Origin of the sequence: Aureimonas glaciei (assembly GCF_014643375.1) — a bacterium.
GTDB lineage: Bacteria > Pseudomonadota > Alphaproteobacteria > Rhizobiales > Rhizobiaceae > Plantimonas > Plantimonas glaciei.
On record NZ_BMJJ01000001.1, the window covers coordinates 254,603 to 270,220 of the forward strand.

Genomic DNA, 15,618 nt, shown 5'->3' on the forward strand with positions numbered 1-15,618 from the left:
GCGAAATCAAGCCGGGGTCGGGTTTGGTGGACGGGGTGTTCGGTTTTCCGCGACGTTCGCGCGCCGCGCCAGCGCGTCGTCCATCACCGCCGGCGGGATGTCGATCAGAACGGGCGACTCGGTGAACAGGAGGCCCGCCCGCACCGCCCGGTCCGGATAGAGCGGCATGAGCAGCGCGCGGTAGAGCGCCAGCTGCAGCACGTAGGCGGGCGGCACCGCGTCGAGATTTTCGGGCGGCGGGCGGTTGGTCTTGAAGTCGATGATCCGCACCGCGTCGTCCGATACCGCCAGCCGGTCGATCGTGCCTGTGACCGAGTAGGCGCGACCGCCGAGGGTCAGCATGCCGGTGACCGCGACCTCGGCGCGGCTCCCTTCGGCGAAAAGCGGTCCGAATTCGGGATCGGCGAGGACGGCTAGCACACTGTCCAGCGCCTGCGCCCGGGCGGGTGCCGGCATGTCCGCGGCGGCGCCGGCGATATAGCGCTCGGCCGCCGCGGCACGCTCGTCCTGTGGCAGGCCCGGCAGGACCTGCAGCAGGCGGTGGATGGCGAGGCCCCGGCGGATCGCGAAGGACGGGCTGCCGGCGCCGGCGAGAACGGGCGAGACATAGCCGGCGGTGCCCTGCGGCAGCTCCGGTGCCGGACCCTCCTCCAGCTCGATCCGGTGCGCCTCGCCGGCGGAAGACGGCGACAGCGGCCGCGGCGCCAGCACTTCCGGCGGCAGCGTCGATAGGTCGATGGTGGCGAGCTCGGCGGTCGCCGTCGCGGGTTTGGCACCGAGGCGCTGGCCGGAGCCGGCCTGGCCGATGCGCCAGCCGACGACCGTCCCTTCCGCATCCGTGATCTCGGCGGCATCGGGGCGGAGCGCCGCCTCGACGCGCTGCAGCCAGCTTTCCTCGTGCGGCCCGCGCGTGCCCGAGGTGCCGCAGACGACCAGCCGGTCGGCGGCGCGGGTCATGCCGACATAGAGGAGCCGCCGGTATTCCTCGCCGGCGAGGCGCTTCTCCTCGTCCTTCAGCGCGGCGACGGCTTCGTTTTCGAGGCTCTTGTCGGCACGCCAGAGAAAGCCGGGTGCCTGGTCGGGGGCGAGGCCCGGCATGCCGTGCCAGGCCATCAGTCGGGCGCCATGGGCGTGGCTGAACGGCGCCGAGCCGGGATCGACGAGGAAGACGACCGGCGCCTCCAGGCCCTTGGAGGCATGAACGGTCATGATCCGCACCTCCTCCTTGCCGTGCTCCATCTCGCGCTTGATCTCCGGCGGGGCGGCCGCGAGGTCGGCGAGGAAGGCGTCCAGCCCGGGCTGGCCGGCCTCTTCCTCGGCGAGCGCGAGATCCAGAAAGGCGTCGATCACTTCGCCGCTATCGCGCCCGAGCCGGGCCGCGAGTTTCGCCCTTCCGCCCTCGGGGCCCAGCAGCCGGGCGTAGAAGGCAAAGACGCTCTCGAAGCCGGCGCGGTCGCGCAAGGCCTCGAGCCGCGTGAAGGCCGACTGCGCGCGCTCGATCAGCCCGGCCGCCCCGGCGTCGGGCACGAAGTCGGGCAGGAGCGCGAGGCCTTCGGGCCCGGCGAGCCGGCGCAGCGCCAGATACAGCGGCTCGCCGCCCTCGCGCGACAAGGCCAGCGCCATCAGGTCGTCGTCGGAGAAGTCGAAGAGCGGGCTCTTGAGCACCGCGGCCAGCGACAGCTCGTCCTCGACATTGGCGACGGTGCGGCCGAGCGCCATCAGGTCCTGCACGGCGATATGGTCGGTGATCACCAGCCGGTCGGCTCCGGCAACGGGGATCTTCTGGTCGCGCAGCGCCTTGCCCATGGCCTCGACGAAGCTCGATCGCTTGCGCACCAGGATCAGCACGTCGCCGGCGGTGATCGCCCGCGTCTCGCCCTTCACCGTGATGGCGTCGCCGATCCAGGCGCCGATCTGGGAGGCGATGCGCCGGGCGAGCCGGTTGGCGGGCGAGGCCTCCGGCTCGACGTCGAGCGGCGTCAGCCAGTCCTCGGGCTCGGCCCGCGGCAGGGCCTGCACCACCGGCCAGACCTCAACGAGGCCCGGCTCCTCGCCACGCGCCGATTCATGCGTCGGCGCGACGTCGTCGAAGGACAGGCCCTGGCGGTTGGCCGGATCGGAAAAGACGCGGTCGACGGCGTCGAGCACGTCGCGCGCCGAGCGGAACGACTGGTGCAGGCGCAGCTCGGCAAAAGCCTGCCGCGCCTCGCCAGCGCGCTGGCCGAGCCGGCGGCGCTCGGCCGAGAACATCGCCGGCGAGGCGCCCTGGAAGGAATAGATCGACTGCTTTTCGTCGCCGACGGCGAACACCGTGCGCACGACATTGCGCGCGGCGGCGCCGGTAAAAAACTCCTCCACCAGCGAGCGCATCACCTGCCACTGCCGGGGGCTGGTATCCTGTGCCTCGTCGATGAGGACATGGTCGATGCCCTGATCGAGCTTGTAGTGCACCCAGTCGGCGGCGGCGGAGCGCGACAGGAGGTCGGCGGTCCTGACGATCAGATCCTCGAAGTCGAGTTTTCCGCGGCGGCGCTTCAGGCTCGCATAGTCCTCCTCCAGCCGGTCGGCGATGACGAGGGCGGCCGCGCTCGCCTCGGCGAGGCGCAGCGTCGTCATCCGGTCGTCGATCGCCTGGATGTGGGCGACGAGGGTGTCCAGCCGCTCGGCGAAGTCGGGAAAGCGGTCGGCGACCGCCTTGGTCGCGACGCTTCCCGGCTTGAAGGGCTCGCCCTTCTGCGTGAGGCACAGCGTCTTCAGCGCTTCGAGCAGGGCGCCGGGCTCTTCCGCCGCCTCGATCGCGGCGAGGCGCTGCACCAGCTTCTGGTCCGTCGCCTTGGAACTGGCGGCCGCGAGCGGCGCGAGGTTCTCGCGGAAATCGTCGTCGAAGCCGGGAACGGGCGAGACGCCGGAAAGGATCGTCTCCGCCGTCTCGCCGTCGGCGAGGCCCAGCGCGCGGCGCAGCAGCGCGACCGCCGGATCGAGCCCGCCGGCTTCGGTAACATGGCGGCGGATGGCGTCGCGCTTGGACACGATCTCGCCGATCAGCTGGTCCAGGCCGAACTCGCCGCCGACCGAGAGCGCCGCGGCGAAAGCCTCGGCGAGCGCGGCGCGCTCCTCGCGCGGACGGCTTTCGCTGCCCGATCCGGTGATCAGCAGCCGCCGCGCCTCGGCGAGCAGAAGCGCCGTGGTGGTGCCGTCCATCACCTCGAAATGGCCGGGAACGTTCGCCTCCAGCGGGAACTGGTGCAGGATCGCCTCGCAGAAGGCGTGGATCGTCTGGATTTTTAGCCCGCCCGGCGTCTCCAGCGCCTCGGCGAAGAGTTTTCGCGCGTCGGCGATATCAGCGTCATCGGGCTTGCGGCCGGTGAGCCGCTTCAGCTCCTCCTCCAGCACGGCGCGCGGCGCCGTCGCCCAGGTGGACAGACGCTTGAACACGCGGTTCGCCATCTCGGCGGCGGCGGCCTTGGTATAGGTGAGGCAGAGGATTTTCGACGGTGGCGCCTTGGCGAGCAGCAGGCGCACGACGCGTTCGGTCAGCACATGCGTCTTGCCCGAGCCGGCATTGGCGGCGACGAAGACGGAGCTCGAGGGATCGGACGCCCCGCGCTGCGCCTCGACGGTCCGGTCGGAAACCTGAAACCCGCTCATTCCGTCTCCTCGCCGCTGTCGTCGCCGACCGACCATTCGCGCGCCCGCGCCAGATGGTCGTAGGCGCCGGAATAGTCGCCGGCGAGAAACGGCCGCGGCCGTGAGACGAAGGGTTGTCCGGGATCGCGATAGGCGGCGACGAGCTGCCGGAATTTCACCAGCGCTGCGTCCGACAGGCGGTCGCCGGTGGTTTCGACGCCGGTCTTCTTGTCGAGATGCGTCAGCGTCTCGTCGTAGAGCTCGCGCTCGCGCAGGCGGACATAGAGAAGGTCCGAGATCGAGACGACCGGGCCCTTCGTCACGGCAAAGGCGCCGAGCCGGACCATCGCGCCTTCCAGCGGCAGCTGCGGCGCGAGCAGCGTGCGTGCCTGTTTCACCGAGGGGCTGGTGCCGGTCTTGAAGTCGATGATCTCGACCGAGCCGTCCTCCATCACGTCGATGCGGTCGGCATAGCCCGACAGCACGGTGTCGAGGTCCTCGAAGCGCCAGGAGCCGCGCGCCTCCTCGAAGCGGCGGACGACGCGCGTCCCCCGCGCGCGCTCCCAGGCCACGTAGTTCGCGGCCAGTGTCTCCATCCGTGGCCACCAGATCGCCTCGACCTCGGCCGGCAGCTGCTCGGCGTCGAATTTTTCGCGGGCGAGCGTCAGCAGCTTTTCCTCGGCGTCAGGGTCGGCGGGGTCGATGCCGTCGGTGACGAAGCCGGCCAGCACCGCATGGTAGAGATTGCCGCGGTCGGCGGCGCCGGGATCGCGCATGAGTTCCGGCATCGGCTCCAGCCGCAGGATCTTTTTGGCGTGGATGGCATAGGGGTCGCGGATCAGCGTCTCGACCTCGGTGACGGAATATTTGCCGGGCCGGTCGGCCAGCGGCGGCCGCGGCGCGGGGCGCGGGCTGCGCGGCACCTCCGGCAGCTGGTCGAGACGGCGGGCATGGCCGAGAAAAGCCGCCCCCGCCTGCCGCAGCCGCGCCGTGCCCGCCTCGCCGGCCAGCGTCGTCAGGCGCTGCAGCCAACGCGAGGCGATCGCCGGGGCGCCGCCGACGCGCTGCGCGCGCGTCATCACCACGCGGCTGGCCCCGAGTGCCTGGGTGAAATCGTGCGCGGCGAGGCCGATGCGGCGCTCCGGCGGGTCGAGCGCGATTTCCGCCCGCATCAGCCGCGACAGGAAGGCGTCGCTGCCGGCCCGCGCCGGCCAGCTACCCTCGTTGAGGCCGCCGAGCACCATGGTGTCGACCGACTGGAGCCGCGCTTCCAGCGTGCCCCAGACGAAGGCGCGCGCCGACAGGCCGCCACGCGGCCGCACCGTCTCACCCGCCATCAGCGCCGTCATCACGTCGGAGAGTTCCGAGGAGGCGAAGGCGAAGCCGGTGTCCGGGCAGGCGAGGAGGCCGGCAAGGAAGGTCGCGAGCGCCGCGCCCGCCTCCTCGCGGTAGAGCTCGGAGGCATCGCCGTCGGGACCGGCTGCCAGCGCTTCCAGCACCTCGGTCACCGCGCGGGCAAAAATATCGACGGTCGCGGGCGGGGCCGGGCGCAGCGCGGTCAACGGCAGGAGGGCCGTCTCCAGCCGGGCGGAAAGCGTCACGGCGAGATCGCGGTCGGCCGCCGGGACCAGCCGCACCGGCCGGGGCGGGGCGCGCGTCGCGGCGTCCTCCGCTGCCGCCCGCGCCTCTGCGAAGATGGCGGCGAGCCGCGCGGCGTCGGCGATGCCGACGGTGCCGCGCAGGGAAAGGGTCTCGATCGCCCGCGCCGCACGCCGCGCCTCGCCCGGTAGAAGGCCGAGCCGCAGCAGCGGGTGCTTCAGGAGCCCGACCAGCACGATCGGGTCGCCCGGCGTCAGCGCCGCCTCGACCGCGAGGGTCAGGAGCGTGCCCGGCGCCGTCGCGGCGAGCGGGCGGCCGGCGGAATCATTGGCCTCGATGCCGAAGCGTTTCAGCTCGGCGACGACGCGGCGGGCAAGGCTCCGGTCCGGCGTCGTCAGCGCCACGGTCGCCTCCGGCGCGGAGAGCGCGTCGCGCATGGCGATGGCGATGGCCAGCGCCTCCTCGCGCTCGTCGACGGCCTCGACCAGCGCCAGCCCGTCCAGCGCCTCGGGCGGATGGCGGGCGGTGCCCTCACCCCAGGCGTCGGTGGTCTCGGCCGGGCGCAGCGCGTCGGCGACGAAGGCCTCGCGCGCCGTGGCGGCGGAGTTCTCCGGCGGGGCGATGTGCTCGACGACCTCGCGCGGGATGAGCAAGCCGGCGAGGATCTTCTTCAGCCCGAACTGCGGATGGCCGGGGGCGGTGCCGGAGCGGCCGGGGGCGCGGGCGATGTCGATGGCGTCGAAGCCGCGCGGTTCCAGATGACGGTCGAGGCCGGGCAGGACCAGCGCGCCGTTCTCCATCTGCGCCACGGCCCGCATCAGCGCGAGGGTCGCGGGCGCCGTCGCGGTCGAGCCGGCCACGATCACCGGCCCGGCCGAACCGAGGCTGCGGTAGCGCTCGGCGGCGCGCTCGAGGAAGAGGTTGCGCGCGGCGGCGGCGTCCATGGCGCCGCGCTCGGCCAGCACCTCCGGCCAGAATTTCGTCAGGATCTGCAGGAAGGTCAGCGTCAGCTGCCACCAGCCGGCCAGCCTCTCCGGGGCGAGATCGACCAGGCCGGAAAGCGTCGCAGCCTCGTTCGTGGTTTCGTCCAAAAGGGTGGCGAGATCGCCGGCGAGCCAGAGCGCATCGGCGGCCGAGGCGGGCAGAACGACGGCCTCGCCGGCCAGCAGTTCGAGCGCCTGGGTGTTCAGCCCGGCCTTCCACTGCCGGACGAAGCGGGCGATCAGCATGCGCCGCTCGAGCGGCGACATCACCGGCTCGAGCCCGGTCGAACCGGCGTCGAAGAGCGCGGCGTCCTCGTCGTCGCCGATGGTGCGGATAGCCGGGAGGATGGCCGACCGACCGCCGAGGGCGCGGGCGAATTCGGTGCCGAGGCTGCGGGCGGCGCGGCGGGTCGGCACGAAGAGGGTGATGGCGGCGAGCGCCAGCGGATCGTCCGGCGCGACGGCACCGCGCAAGACGCGCCCGTCGAGGACCGCTTCCGCCAGCGTTCTCAGGAAAGGCAGGCCGGGCGCGATGGACAGGACATGAGCTGACATGCCTGACGGTCTACACCCCATGGCTGCGATTCGCACGCCTGCCGAAGTTTTCCGGCTCCCCGCGCCGCCGTGCGCAGCGCCGCTCTTGGCAGGCTCGTCTCAGGCCAGCCCCGTCTCAGTCAGGCCCTGGCTCAGGCCGGCCCTGCCTCAGGCCGCGCTGGCGCTGGCGCTGGCCAAGAAGGTCGCCTCGGCCTCGGCGATGGCGCCGGGGGTGCCAACCGTCAGCCACAAGCCGTCGAGCCTTGCGCCGAACAGCCGGTCGGCCTCGATCGCTTGGTCGAAGATGCGGTTCAGCGAGAATTTCTCCTCCGCCATGCCGGCGAAGAGTTCCGGCTTCAGGATGGCGGCGCCGGCATAGATGAAGGGCGACATGTCGCGCTCGCCGACGCGGGCGAGCCGACCCTCGACATCCATGGTGAAGTCGCCCTTGCCGTCGTAGCCGGTGGCTTGGCGCATGTCGGCGATGAGCAGCATGGCGTCCATCCGGGCGGGATCCCAGAGATCGGTCATTAGGTCGAGATTGTCGCGGTAGCCGTCGATCCAGAACGTGTCGGAATTGATGACGAAGAAGGGATTGGGCCCGAGTTCCGGCAGCGCCCTGACGATGCCGCCGCCCGATTCGAGCAGCATGTCGGTCTCGTCCGAGATGACGATCTCCGGTCCCTGGCGGCGGCGCAGATGCGCCCGCATCAGGTCGGGGAGGTAATGCACGTTGACGACGATCTTCTCGACGCCGTTGCGGGCCAGGGCATCCAGCGAATAGTCGATTAGCGCCTTGCCGCGCACCGCGATCAGGGGTTTGGGGATGGTCGAGGTGATCGGCCGCATGCGCTTGCCGAGCCCGGCCGCCAGGACCATCGCCGTCTTCGGCCTGAATTTGTCACGTCGCGTCATCGTCAGAGCCTCGAACATCAGCGGCGCTTCGGCGCGTCGTCGCCGAGAAGGCCCCACCGGGAATACAGGGATTGCAGTGCGGCCAGCGCGGGATGATCCAGCGTGCGCGCGAGATATCCCTTAAGCCGCGGAATGTGACGCAGGTATTGCGGCTTGCCATCGCGTTCGTCGAGCCGCACGAAAATGCCGAGAATCTTCGACGCCCTTTGCGCCGCCATGATCGCGTAATCGCGCTCGAAAGCGTAGGCGTCGAAGCTGCCCTGGGCCCTGCGCGCCGCGGCATAGGCGGCGACCAGCCGCATCTCCAGTTCCGGCGCCACGTCGACGCGGGCATCCTGGGCGAGCGAGGCGAGGTCGTAGGCGGCCGGGCCGATCATCGCGTCCTGGAAATCGACGAGCCCGATCCGGTCCAGCCCGGCGCGCTCGCCCCGCCATACGATGTTGGGCGAGTGCAGGTCGCGCAGAACGAGGCTCGTCTCGGCCTCGCGCAGGGTATCGAAGAGATCGGCCCAGACGGAAGTGTACTCCGCCCTTTCCTCCGCCGTCGCCGGCGCACCGCGCATGCGCGGAAAATACCAGTCGAGGAGGAGGCCGACCTCGATGGCCATGGCGCGCCGGTCGAAGTCTGGCACGGTGTGGAAGGTGTCGCCCTCGACCGGCAGGGCCGGGTCCCAGCGCTTCGCATGCAGTTCGGCCAGCATCAGCGCGGCGGCCTCGTAGCGCTCGGGGATCGGGCGGCCCTCGGCGTCGAGCACGGTGCCCCCGCCCAGATGCTCGATCAGGACGAAGCCCTGATCGAGATCGGCGGCATAGATTTCGGGCGCGGCAAAGCCTTCTGCGCGCAGGGCTTTGGCGACGGCGACGAAGGGCGAGACGTCCTCGGCGATGTGGGCGATGCGGGCATAGGGCAGGCCGTCCTGCACCGGCAGGCCTTGCGTCTGTCTCGGCGCATCCATCAGGAGCGCCGGATGGCCGCCGCGCAGGACGCTCTCGTAGCGGCGCGGCGAGGCGTCGCCGAAGAAGCGGCGGCGGTGGGTGACCGGGAGGTTTTCGGCATCGAGGAAGGCGCGGATCGCCAGCGTCCGGCGCAGGCGTGCCAGGGCCTGCGGCGTGCCAAAAATCTCGGCGCGGCGGCCGTCGCCGTCGATCGAGAGCTCGACGCGAAGGCTGGCGGCGGTCACCACCGCGGGCGCGCGTTCCGGCCATTCGCAGAGGACGATGCCGGCCTCCGCCGCCTCGTCGAAGCCGAGCTCGTCCAGTTCAGCCGCGTCCGACAGGCGGTAGAGGTCGAAATGGGCGATGGGCGGGGCCGTGTCGTAGGTCTGGACCAGCGTGTAGGTCGGCGACGGCACGTCGAGATCGGCATCGTCCGCATGGGCGCGGATCATGGCGCGGGCGAGCGTCGACTTGCCGGCGCCGAGATCGCCGGAAAGCGCGACGACGTCGCCCTGGCGCAGCATGAGGACCATGTCCTCGCCGAGCCGGCGCGTCGCGGCGTCGTCGGCAAGGTGGAGCAGAACGGGCGCCGGCGCCGGGTCGTCCATCACTCCGCGGCCTCGCCGAACGCGTCGCCGGCCGGGAAGCGGCAGATCACCGTGGTGCCGCCCTTCGAGGAATCGATGGCGATCGAGCCCTTGTGCAGATCGAGAAAGCTCTTGACGATCGAGAGGCCGAGCCCGGCCCCGGAGTTGCGGCCGCCGACGGGATCGGATTCGAAACGCTCGAAGATGCGCGCCACCTGGTCGGGGGCGATGCCCGGCCCGTCGTCATGCACGAGGAAGGCGACCTCGCCATTGTCGCGTAGCGCCCGGACGCCGATGGTCGAGCCGGCCGGGGCGAAATTGGCGGCGTTGGACAGAAGGTTGAAGAGGATCTGCGTGACCCGGTGCTCGTCGGCGCGAAAGCTCGTGCCGGCCCCGGAGACGTCGATGTCGATGCCGATGTCGCCTTCCTTCAGCCGGTCGCGCACCGCCTCGGCGGCCTTGTTCACGGTGTCGGCGATGTCGACGTCGGACATTTCGAGATCCATCGTACCCGCGTCGATCGAGGCGAGGTCGAGAATGTCGTTGACGATGGTCATCAGCGAGGAGGTCGAGATCGAGATGTAGTCGAGATACTCGCTCTGGCGCGCCGTCAGCGGCCCGGTTTCCTTGGAGCGCAGGAGGGCGGAGAAGCCGATGATGTTGGTGAGCGGCGAGCGCAGCTCGTAGTTCACGTGCTTGACGAAGTCGGTCTTGATCCGGTCGGCCACTTCCAGCGCCTCGTTGCGCTCGCGCAGCATCCGCTCGGCCCGGCGGGCGTCGGAAATGTCGGAGAAGGTCAGCATGCTCTGGCCGTTCGGCAGGGGCACGATGCCGAAGCTGGCGATGCGCCCGTCGGCGAGCACGAATTCGCCGGAGGTGGCCTCGCGCGCACCCTCGTCGAAGGCGGTGACGGCCTGGCAGAAGAAGGCCCAGTCGACGGCCGGCCGGTCGTCTTCCGGCGGGCGGATCGCCACCGCGACGTTCTTCCCGAGGGCCTTGATGTGCGGCTTGGCGGCCAGAAGCTCTTCGGCAACGCCCCACATCTCGCCGAAGGCGGGGTTCGACAGGCGCAGGCGGCCGTCCTGGCCGAACACCGCGACAGCCTCGCTGAGATAATCGAGCGTCTCGCCCTGCAGCTGGACGAGCGCCTTCAGCCGGCTTTCCAGCTCCAGCTTCTCGGTCAGGTCCTCGAACACCCAGGTTGCGCCGCCCTGCGGCTCCGGGCTGACGAAGATGCGCAGCGTCCGGCCGTCGGCGAGGTGCCACATCAGTTCGGTCGGCTCGGTGGCGCGGTAGGCGGCGATGATCTCGTGCTTGAGATCGCGCAGCGAGCGGTCCTCCGGCAGCACGCCGCGCGAGCGCAGCTGGTCCATCATCGCGACGTGGTCGGGGGCGGTGTCGAGATAGGCGCTGGTGAGGTCGAACAGCCGCTGGAAGGCGGCATTATGGTAGATCAGCTGGGTCTTCTCGTCGAAGCGGGCCACCGCCGTCGTCAGATGGTCGAGGGTTTCCGAATGGCTCTTCACCGTCTGGTTGAGCTCCTGGCGCACGGCCTCGGCCTCCGAGACGTCGACGGCAAGGCCCGCCGATCCGAGCGGGCCGGCGGCGTCGATGACGCTGAAGCTGCGGCGGTCCGCGTCGACGACGGTGGTCAGCCGGTCGACGAAGACGCTCTTGGTCTCGCGCGCCAGCGCGATCGCGGCGCGGTCCTGCTCGCCGAGGAATTCCAGCTGGCGTTCGACCGCATCGGCCACGCCCTTGCCGTCGACGGCGGCGGCATAGGCGCGGTTGACCCAGACCAGCCGTCCCTGGCGGTCGCGCAGCCAGACCGGCATGGCCAGCGCGTCGCAGAGGCTCTGCAGCGTCTCGACGGTCTCCAGGAGGCCCGCATGCTCGCGCCGGAGCCGGGTCAGTTCCTCGCGCAGGCCGGAGAGCGGCGAGAAGCGGACGATCGCGCGCGCCCCGATGGTGCGGCCCGTCGCCTCGATCGGCTGGCCGTCGAGATGGTCGATGGTGAGCGAGAACGGTTCGGCGCGGGTCTTCAGCCGGTCGATGAGCCCTTCCAGCCGCGCGGCGGCCGGCCGCTGCAGCCATTCGTGAAAGTCGAGAAAGCGCCGGGAATCGGACGGCGCGCCGGTGGCGGCGGGCAGGGCGCCGAGAATGTCGACCACCCGATCGCCGGAATAGACGATGATCTGCTGGTCGTCGCCGGAAAGCAGCGCCCCGCGCGTCTCGGCCTCGAAGCGGCTTTCGGCCAGTTCCGCCCGCAGCTGCTCGTTGGCCTCCTCGACGCGGCTGCGCTGCTGGATGAGCCAGACCACCGCCAGCATGGCGACGCCGACGACGAGGGCGAAGAGGGCGAGATAAAGGATCTCGTTGGCGGGGATGTCGATTCCCAGGCGCTGTTCGATCGACTGGGCGGCGGCGGGCCTCGCCGACAGAGCCAGGACGGCCAGGCCGGCCAGACCGAGCCCGGGTCTTCCGGTTCGCGGGGTGGCCGAAAATTCGGGCCGGCCGGATCCCGGCACCCGGTCCATGCGGCGTCTTGGCATCATCGAAGGCATGCCCCCGTCCTTCGCTGCGGCTGATGTTCGTCCCGGCCGCCGCGGTCTGTCCGCACCGGCTGCCGGGGATGATTCGGCCAACTTAACCGCAACGCAAATCCCGGCAAAGCACGGGCATGCCTCGGGTGGACAAAAAGAAAAGCCGCCGGGAGGTTGCTCCCCGGCGGCTTGTCTGAATCATACGCGAAACGAAGCTATGTGCTCAGTAGCGGTACTGCTCGGCCTTGAACGGGCCCTGCGGCGACACGCCGATGTAGTCGGCCTGTTCGTCGCTGAGAACGGTCAGCTTGGCGCCGAGCTTGGCGAGGTGCAGGCGGGCGACCTTCTCGTCGAGGTGCTTGGGCAGCACGTAGACTTCCTTGCCGTACTTCTCGCCCTTGGTGAAGAGCTCGATCTGCGCCAGCGTCTGGTTGGTGAAGGAGGCCGACATCACGAAGGACGGGTGTCCGGTCGCATTGCCGAGGTTGAGGAGACGGCCTTCCGACAGGAGCAGGATACGCTTGCCGTCGGGGAAGTGGATCATGTCCACCTGCGGCTTGATGTTCGTCCACTTCATGTTGCGCAGCGAGAGCACTTCGATCTCGTTGTCGAAATGGCCGATATTGCCGAGGATCACCATGTCCTTCATCAGGCGCATGGTGTCGAGCGTCACCACGTCCTTGTTGCCGGTGGTGGTGATGATGATGTCGGCGGTGGGCGCCGCATCCTCGAGGGTGACGACCTCGAAGCCGTCCATCGCGGCCTGCAGGGCGCAGATCGGGTCGACTTCCGTGACCTTGACGCGGGCGCCGGCGCCGAGCAGCGAGGCGGCCGAGCCCTTGCCGACATCGCCATAGCCGCAGACGACCGCGACCTTGCCGGCCATCATCACGTCGGTGGCGCGGCGGATGCCATCGACCAGCGACTCCTTGCAGCCGTATTTGTTGTCGAACTTCGACTTGGTGACCGAGTCGTTGACGTTGATCGCCGGGAAGGGCAGGAGGCCCTTCTTCTGCAGCTGGTACAGGCGGTTGACGCCGGTCGTGGTCTCTTCGGTGACGCCCTTGATGGCGTCGCGCTGCCGGGTGAAGAAGCCGGGGGTCGCCGCCATCCGCTTCTTGATCTGGGCGACGAAGATTTCCTCTTCCTCATTGGTCGGGTTCGACAGGACGTCTTCGCCGGCCTCGGCGCGGGCGCCGGTGAGGATGTACATCGTGGCGTCGCCACCATCGTCGAGGATCATGTTCGACGGCTCGCCGTCGGTCCAGTTGAAGATCCGGTCGGTATAGTCCCAGTATTCCGTCAGGCTCTCGCCCTTGACGGCGAAGACCGGCGTGCCGGTCGCGGCGATCGCAGCCGCGGCGTGGTCCTGGGTCGAGAAGATGTTGCACGAGGCCCAGCGGACCTTGGCGCCGAGTTCCTGCAGGGTCTCGATCAGCACCGCGGTCTGGATCGTCATGTGCAGCGAGCCGGTGATACGCGCGCCGGTCAGAGGCTTGTCGGTGCCGAATTCCTCGCGGCAGGCCATCAGGCCGGGCATCTCGGTCTCGGCGATGTCCATTTCCTTGCGGCCCCACGAGGCCAGCTCGGGATCCCGAATGACGAAGTCATTCTCGATGACGAAGTCCTGTGCGAAGGCCATGCGGGCGTCCTCTCTGCGGAAAAGGGAAGGTCGAAGGCAAAACCCCCGGCGCCAGGCCTTGGGCCTCGCGGCTGCCGATCCTCTACCAGCCAGCCGACATCGACACAAGCGGATATAAGCATTTCTTTATATGGTTCTCGTCCCTTCCGATACGATGCCCCTTCGCCGGCCCGCTCGGTTCGGCTATCGTCGCCCGAACGCATCTCGGGAGATCACCGCATGTTCCGCTCCACCCATGGCCGCCCCTTACGCCGCTTTCGCAACCTCGCTTTGTCCAGCGGCTGCGCCGCGGCCCTCCTCCTGACGCAGGCGCCTGCCCGGGCGCAGGACGCGGGCCTGGAGGCCCTGACGGCGATGGCGCCGCTGGCGAGCTTTGCCGGCTCGCCGAACCTCAGCCTCTCGCAATGGGTCCTGCCCTATGCGCCTTACATCTTCGACATCGTGGTGACGTTCGCGCGCAGCGTGGCGGTGATCACCTACCAGTCGCGCGGCTACGACCCCGTCACCCGCGACTTCGTCGTCCGCGGCCTGTCGATCGGGCGCGCGGGGGTCGACGTCGCCATCGACCGGATCCGCATCAATGCCGCGACCCAGCTCTACGAGGGCATCGCCATCGACACGCGGGCCATCCCGATGGAGGCGGCAGCCCGCGACACGCTGAAAAAGCTGGACGCCGAGATCATCCGCGGCGACGTCGTCTCCTCGGTCGTCGCCGACATCGCTTCCGCCAGCTACGACATCGACGTCAAGGCGCGCTTCGAGAACATCGGCGCCCTCGGCCTCGCCGCGAAGGTCGAGGGTTTTCACGTGCTGCTGCCGCTGGACGAGGTCGCCGCCGAGCTGGAGCCGCCGGGGACCGACGGCGCCATGCCGGCCGAGCCGGACGCGGCGAGCGAGGCGCCGGTGCTCGCCGGCCGGCTGCAGAGCGCTTCGCTGACCTATGACGATGCCGGCCTCACGGAAATCGGCTTCCAGATCGCGGCTGAGGCGCAGCAGATGACGGCCGGCCAGTTGCAGGGGGCGATCGCCACCATGCTGGTGCCGATGATCGCCAGCCTGTTCCAGGACATGCCGGGCGGCGCCAGCCCGGAACTGATGCAGCGGGCCGTCGGCTGGTCGGGAGCGCTGCAGGCCTATCTCGCCGACCCCCAGCACATCGAGATCCGCTTCTCGCCGGAGGAACCTTTCGACCTCGCCCAGTTGAAGCCGGGCGTCGCACTCGACGAGACGATGATCCTGGCGCTCAACCCGGAGGTTTCCGCCGAAGCGAGCGAGGTCACCGCCCTCGTAGATCCCCGCTCGGGCGCGGCGATCGGCGCCGACGACCTGTCGCTGGCCGAGCGGCTGGTCGAGGGGCTCGGCATTCCGCAGGACGTGAAGCGCGGCGTGGCGCTCGCTCTGTCCGACATCGCCGCCGGCCAGCCGGAGGCCGCCGCCATCGTCGTGCGCGGCATCGTGCTCGATCCCGATTCCGCCGTGACCGCCGACACGGCCGCCTCCTCCTATGTGCTGCTTCTCCTCGCCCAGGCGCGCGGCACGGCGGTGCCGGAGGCGATTCTCGGCGCCGTCCGCGCCCGGCTGACGCCGGAGCAGGTCGCCGCGCAGGAAAAGCTGGCGCTGGCGCAATGGCGCGAGAGCGACGGCGAGGGACAGGAGGGCCGCGAGAGCGCCGCGATCGAGGCGCGCGACTGGGGCGCGCTGCGCGATCTCGCCTTCGACTACTACGAGGGCGCAGGCGTGCCGCGCAACGTGACGCGCGCCTTCACCTTCGCGTCCGTCGCGGCGGCGGGCGGCGACCGCATCGCCACCACGCTGCGCGACGACCTCCTGGCCGGCCTGCGCGCCAACCGCCTCGCCTTCGCCCCGGACGTCGCCCGCGCCGATGCCGCGACGATCTGGCAGACGATCGTCACTGCGGCCGGCGAACCGGCGGCGCCGGACAAGCCGTAAGCTGAGCGCCAAGGAGTGAGAGGTAGAGCCCGCTGGGCGCAAACGCCCCAATCTCGTCATCCCGGGCTTGACCCGGGATCCATTCCTCAGCGGCGGTCGGGGCGGTCCGTTGCAGAACGGAAGGGCCACCGGACCGATCATGTTCAGCGATTTGGAATGGATCCCGGCTCAAGGCCGGGATGACGACGCTGGACCCTGAATCGGACCCGTAAACTGCCGTTGGGGTGGGTGGACGCCAGGTGCGTCTCCCCGCGCATCCCTCTCAGGATAGTCATTCTCGGGCTTGACCCGAGAACCCATGC

General features: G+C 70.0%; 7 protein-coding genes. 1 reads left to right on the plus strand and 6 read right to left on the minus strand.

Features of this window, described 5'->3' with window-relative positions; genetic code table 11:
- Window positions 1-6: 6 nt before the first annotated feature.
- From addA to ahcY, 6 genes are all read right to left on the minus strand, one after another.
- Entirely contained in the window at window positions 7-3,648 is a 3,642-nt protein-coding gene (gene addA / locus IEX88_RS01190; protein WP_188848731.1) for a double-strand break repair helicase AddA, read from the minus strand.
- Window positions 3,645-6,764, minus strand: coding sequence for a double-strand break repair protein AddB (gene addB, locus IEX88_RS01195; RefSeq protein WP_188848732.1), 3,120 nt, complete (start codon window positions 6,762-6,764; stop codon window positions 3,645-3,647). Before addB ends, addA begins: the two co-directional genes overlap by 4 nt.
- Before the next feature lie 147 nt (window positions 6,765-6,911).
- The gene (locus IEX88_RS01200; RefSeq protein ID WP_188848733.1) at window positions 6,912-7,658 is read right to left on the minus strand and encodes a nucleotidyltransferase family protein; all 747 of its coding nucleotides are present in this window, start codon (window positions 7,656-7,658) and stop codon (window positions 6,912-6,914) included.
- A gap of 17 nt (window positions 7,659-7,675) precedes the next feature.
- A complete protein-coding gene (gene tsaE / locus IEX88_RS01205; RefSeq protein ID WP_188849267.1) occupies window positions 7,676-9,202 on the minus strand; it encodes a tRNA (adenosine(37)-N6)-threonylcarbamoyltransferase complex ATPase subunit type 1 TsaE in 1,527 nt (508 codons plus the stop codon).
- On the minus strand, window positions 9,202-11,745 hold the full coding sequence (locus tag IEX88_RS01210; RefSeq protein WP_244639757.1) for a sensor histidine kinase: 2,544 nt from the start codon (window positions 11,743-11,745) through the stop codon (window positions 9,202-9,204). The genes tsaE and IEX88_RS01210 overlap by 1 nt, the downstream gene beginning before the upstream one ends.
- A 202-nt stretch (window positions 11,746-11,947) precedes the next feature.
- Entirely contained in the window at window positions 11,948-13,366 is a 1,419-nt protein-coding gene (ahcY, locus tag IEX88_RS01215) for an adenosylhomocysteinase (protein WP_188848734.1), read from the minus strand.
- Between the two features lie 219 nt (window positions 13,367-13,585).
- Between ahcY and IEX88_RS01220 the strand changes: the two genes are divergently transcribed.
- Window positions 13,586-15,316 (plus strand): aq_1923 C-terminal domain, encoded by a 1,731-nt coding sequence (locus tag IEX88_RS01220; RefSeq protein WP_188848735.1) that lies wholly within the window; start codon window positions 13,586-13,588, stop codon window positions 15,314-15,316.
- Window positions 15,317-15,618 lie beyond the last annotated feature (302 nt).